This window comes from Planctomycetota bacterium (genome assembly GCA_035384565.1).
GTDB lineage: Bacteria > Planctomycetota > PUPC01 > DSUN01 > DSUN01 > DAOOIT01.
On the sequence record DAOOIT010000140.1, the window covers coordinates 1 to 5,038 of the forward strand.

The window sequence follows — 5,038 nt, forward strand, 5'->3', positions numbered from 1 at the left end:
ACGCGCATCCGCACCCGCCTGGAGGCCGAGCCGGCTTTTTTGTTCCCGTCAGTAGCCTCCTGAGGGACGCCTTCTTCCTCGCCTACGGGGGCCTCCACTGGGGCTATCAGGACGTCCTGGCGCTCTCCATCCGCCGGCGGCAGGAGTTCGTCGAGGCCCTCGAGAAGCAGCTTGAGTTCGAGAGGCACGAGCTGGAGAAGCGGCCGCGATGATGAACGAGTTGGGCATGGGCGTGGTCGTGAGCATGAAGGACATGTTCACGCAGAACGCCTATCGCATCCAGTCGAGCATGATGAGCCTGGACGGCACCGTGGCTGCGGCGTCGGCAAGCATGCAGCGGAACCTCGGCCTCGTCCAGCGCGGCGCCATGACCATGGGCGCAGGGCTGGCCCTGCTTGCGGTGCCGGCCATCGTCCTGCGCTCCACCGTCGCCACGCAGAAGGCCCTCGGCGAGATGGCGTCCGTGGGGGTGAAGGACCTCGACAGCCTGGCCGCGGCGGCGGAGGAGTTCTCCAACGCCTGGGGCGGGACGAGCAAGGCCGAGTTCATCGCCGCCGCCTACGACATCAAGAGCGGCATCGCCTCCCTGAGCGACGCGGCGGTGGGCGAGTACGCCAAGCTCGCCGCTCTGACCGCCAAGGCGACCAAGGCCACGGTCGCCGAGATGACGAGTCTCTTCGCCACGGGCTACGGCATCTACCGCGACATGTACGCCAAGATGAGCGACTTCGAGTTCGGGGAGCTGTTCTCCGGCGGCCTGGCTGCAGCCGTCCAGGTCTACAAGACCACCGGCCCCGGCATGGCCGCGGCGATCTCCACCCTAGGCGCAAGCGCGACGATGGCCAAGATCCCCCTGGAGGAGCAACTGGCGGTCCTCGGCCTGCTCCAGGCCACGATGTCGGGGGCCGAGGCGGGGACGAAGTACCACGCCTTCCTCAAGTCCGCGGCGGAGGCGGGCAAGGAACTCAATCTCAGCTTCGTGGACCAGAACAACAACCTCCTCAGCGTGGTCGGCATCATCGGCAAGCTCCGCGAGCGCTACGGCGAGACCCTCGACGCAATGGAGAAGCTGGAGATTCAGAAGGCGTTCGGCCGGATCGAGGCCGTCGCCGTGGTGGACATGTTCTACAACAAGGTGGGCGACGTGACGAAGGGCATCAAGGAAATGTCCGCCGCCATGCGGCAGGGGACCCAGTACACCATCGGCATGGCGCAGGCGATGAACATGGACATCGGCTCGCAGATGGCCATCGTGGGCCAGCAGATGCACAATCTCCTCGAGATTCTGGGGCAGCTTCTGCTGCCGGTGGTGAACCCGATCATCCGGGGCATCTCCGCGGTCGTCCTCGCGCTCCAGCGCATGGCGAAGGCGGCGCCGGGGCTGACTCGGGTGGTCCTGGTCCTCGGCGGGGCGCTGGGCCTCGTCCTGACGGTCGTCGGTGCCGTCATCGCCGCGGCGGGGACCATCGGGCTGCTCCTGCCCGCGGTGAAGGCGGGGTTCCTGGCCATGGGCGCCGCGGCGAGCACGGTCGGCGGGGTGCTGGCCGCCAAGTTCCTCCCCATCACGCTCATCATCATCGGGGTCATCGCGGCCGTGAAGCTCCTGCGACGGGCGTGGGAAGCGAACTTCGGGGGCATCCGCGACTTCGTGGTGGGGGCCTACGAGAAGGTCAAGGCGGTGTTCCAGGGCATCGGCGAACTCGCCAGGTCGCTCGTCGGCGGCACGGGGCGGATCAGCGCCGAGCTTGCCGACAAGCTCAAGGCCATGGGGCTGTGGGGGTTCGTCAAGACGGTCTTCATGGTCTACTACCGGGTGCGGCAGTTCATGGTGGGGCTGTGGACGGCCGTGTCGTCGGCCTTCCGGAAGATCGCCGCCATCCTCGGCCCCCCGATCCGCGCGCTCATGTCGGCCCTCGGGGCGCTGGCGCGGGCCTTCCTCAGCATCCTCCAGGCGCTGGGGCTTGTCTCCACGGCGGCGGACGGCTCCGCCTTCCAGTCGCTGGGGCAGGTCCTCGGGACCCTCCTCGGCATCATCGCCCAGGTCGCAGCCTACGTCCTGAAGTTCATCCTGTACCCGCTCTCCTGGGTCCTTCACATCGTCGCCGCGCTGGTGCGGGCAGTCGTCTGGCTCGTCTCGACCATCGTCCAGGGCGCCATCTACGCGGTGAAGTTCCTCTACAAGTTCTTCCTGCCGCTTCGGCTGATCGCCAACGCCATCGGCGCCGTGGTGAAGATCGTCTACACGCTCTGGCAGGTGCTCACCGGGGATATCTCGGTCGTCGAGGGCCTGAAGAAGATCGGCGGGACCATCGTTGGCTTCCTGCTCACGCCCTTCCGGTGGGTGAAGGACGCTGTCGTCGGGCTGTGGAACCTGATCAAGTCCGTCTTCGAGGGCACGGCTGCGTTCTTCAAGGCCGGCAAAGCGATCATCCTCGCGTTCGGCAGAGGCATCTGGTCCGTCATCACCTACCCATTCCGCCTGGTCTGGAAGGTGCTGAAGTGGATTCGGGACCTCCTGCCCTTCTCGGACGCGAAAGCGGGGCCGCTCTCCGACCTGACGGCGGCGGGGGCAGCCCTCATCAAGACCCTGTGCAAGGGCATCCTGGGGGTCATCCTGCTGCCGTTCCAGATCATCGCTGCCCTCTTCCGTGGCCTGCTGGCGATTGCGGGGGCCATCTGGTCGGGCATCAAGGCCGTGGTCGCCGCGGGCTGGCGGCTCGTCAAGGGCATCGCAGGCTTCGCGGTGGACATCCTGGCGGCCCCGTTCCGCCTGGCGCTCTCCGTGGGCAAGGCGATCTGGTCGGGCGTGAAGTCCATTGTCTCGGCGGGCTGGGAGGCCATCAAGAGCGTGGGTTCCGCGGTCTGGTCGGTCGTCTCGGCGCCCTTCGAGTGGATCGGGAGCGCGGCTTCGAGCGCCTGGCAGGGGATCAAGAGCGCCGCCTCCTCGGCCTGGGAGGGGATGACGTCAATGGCCGCCTCCGCGGCCCAGGTGATGTCGGATGCGTTCAGCGGCATAGCGAACGCCGCCGCGAGCGCCTGGGACTGGATCAAGGAGAAGGCGGCCGGGGCGTGGGAAGGCATCAAGTCCATGGCGTCGGGCGCCTGGGAGGGGATCAAGTCCGTCGCCTCCTCGGCCTACGAGGCGGGGAAGTCGGTGCTCACCACCGTGGCCGAAGGGGCCGCAAGCGTCATCACGGCGCCCTACAAGGTCGCCAAGAAGGCATTCAACTTCCTCCGCAGCCTGCTGCCGTTCTCCGACGCGGAGGAAGGCCCCCTCTCGAACCTGTCGGCCTCGGGCAGGTCGATCCTCGAGACGATGGCCAGGGGCATGCAGCAGGTCGCCGGGCTGCCGGCGAAGGTCTTTAGCAGGATATGGGGCTTCCTGACTGGCCCGGCGCGCGTCGCCCAAGTCGAGCCAACGGCGCTGACGGGCTGGCTCGGCGGCCTGGCAAGAGTCCTTGCGGGCCTGGTGAGCACGGTCGCCAGCGCTCTGCCGCTCGCCTCCGCCGTTGCGGCGCCGATGACGTCCGTGGCCGCCGCAGCAGAAAAGCCGGTGCCCGTGGTCATCCGCGAGCGGGAGGTCCACCAGGCGAGGCTCCTGGCCGAGCGAGGGGCGCCGCTGGCCCCCGTCGCCGGCGCGCCGACCATCGGGGAGCAGTCCTTCCCGATGAAGGCGTTCCTGACCCGGCTTGACGAGCTGGCTGACCGGCCCATCGACGTGAACATCACGGTGGTCTCGAAGCTCGACGGTCGCGCCGTCGCTCAGGCGGTCTACCGCAACATCCGGCAGGAGAAAGTCAAGAACTATGAAACGCTCTAGCGAGTGGCAAGTGCGGAGTGCGGAGTGTCGAGTGAAGAGAGGAAGGCGGAAGCGCCGCGATGACGTGCCGCGCCCCGCGCCTGAGCCTGACCCGTTCCTGCTGGCGAAGGACTTCGGCCTGTGAGCGAATTCAAGCCGCCCATCACGGGCTACCTCATCGACGCCGACGGCGAGGGAACCCTGGAGTTCCAGTACAACCCCTCCGAGGTCGTGGACGAGAAGGCGACCCACTTCGCGGCCATTCGCATCCCCGGCATGAGCCATCCCCGCTACCAGTACGTCGCGGGCGAGCCGCGGCGGATCGTCTTCAAGCTCCAGTTCTTCAAGGGGCCGGTGAAAGAGCGGGTGCTCTGGCTCCAGTCGCTCCTCTATCCCGAGCACGCGGGGAGCATGCTGGAGATGGCGCCGCACCGGGTGCTGTTCCTCTTTGGCAGCCTGTTCCCGAGCGTCCTCTGCATCGTCCGCGAGGTCAAGGCCCGGTTCTTCGGCCTCTTCGAGCCGGAGACGCTCCTGCCCGAGCAGGCGGACGTGGACATTGTGCTCGAGGAGTACGTCGACCGGAGCGTCAACGTGAACGAGGTGCGGGGATGATCACGAAGCGGTCGCGCTACCGATTCAGCATCCTCTGCCAGGACGACGGCTTTGACTTCCTGGGGAACCGGCCCCAGATCCCAACCACCCCGCGGCCCGACGACCGGTTCCACACTGTGGTGGAGGGCGACCGCCTGGACCTCCTGGCCTATCGCTACCTCGGCGATGCGAGGCTCTGGTGGGTGATCGGCGACACCAATGACATCTTCTGGCCGCTGGACCTCGAGATCGGCTCCGTCCTTCGCATTCCGAGCGCCTTGCACGTGCAGATGAACATCCTGGGGTGAGCCATGGACCTCGACACTTACGCGCCGACGTTCCTGATCCAGATCGAGGGGCAGGACCTCTCGGCCGACATCGCGCAGGAGATCCGGTCCTTCGCCTTCGAGGACAACGAGAGCAAGCTCGACGCGATGGAACTGACCGTGACGAACCGCAACCTCCAGTTCGTGGACCACCCCCTCTTCCAGGAGGGCAATGAAATCGTCGCGCGGTTCGGGTACGTCGGGAATCTCTCGCCCAAGAAGAAGGCCGTCATCAAGGACATCGAGTACGACTTCCCTGAGGACGGGGACCCGACGATCACCCTCCGCGCCTACGACAAGGGCTTCAAGCTGGCGGGGAAGG

The 5,038-nt window shown here is 67.0% G+C and carries 5 protein-coding genes; all 5 read left to right on the forward strand.

The window, feature by feature from the left end:
* A partial coding sequence (locus PLE19_23800; protein HPD17972.1) for a hypothetical protein occupies positions 1-212 on the forward strand: 212 nt, incomplete at its 5' end.
* Positions 209-3,820, forward strand: coding sequence for a phage tail tape measure protein (locus tag PLE19_23805; protein HPD17973.1), 3,612 nt, complete (start codon positions 209-211; stop codon positions 3,818-3,820). The genes PLE19_23800 and PLE19_23805, both read left to right, overlap by 4 nt.
* Positions 3,821-3,940: 120 nt before the next feature.
* Positions 3,941-4,411: a hypothetical protein gene (locus PLE19_23810; protein ID HPD17974.1), complete on the forward strand. Its 471-nt coding sequence runs from the start codon at positions 3,941-3,943 to the stop codon at positions 4,409-4,411.
* Positions 4,408-4,698, forward strand: coding sequence for a hypothetical protein (locus PLE19_23815; protein HPD17975.1), 291 nt, complete (start codon positions 4,408-4,410; stop codon positions 4,696-4,698). The genes PLE19_23810 and PLE19_23815 overlap by 4 nt, the downstream gene beginning before the upstream one ends.
* 3 nt (positions 4,699-4,701) lie before the next feature.
* A partial coding sequence (locus tag PLE19_23820) for a hypothetical protein (protein ID HPD17976.1) occupies positions 4,702-5,038 on the forward strand: 337 nt, incomplete at its 3' end.

Excerpts from the sequence above, each read along its gene's own strand:
- PLE19_23805 (HPD17973.1), top strand. The coding sequence starts at position 209 with ATGATGAACGAGTTGGGCATGGGCGTGGTCGTGAGCATGAAGGACATG.
- PLE19_23815 (HPD17975.1), top strand. The coding sequence starts at position 4,408 with ATGATCACGAAGCGGTCGCGCTACCGATTCAGCATCCTCTGCCAGGAC.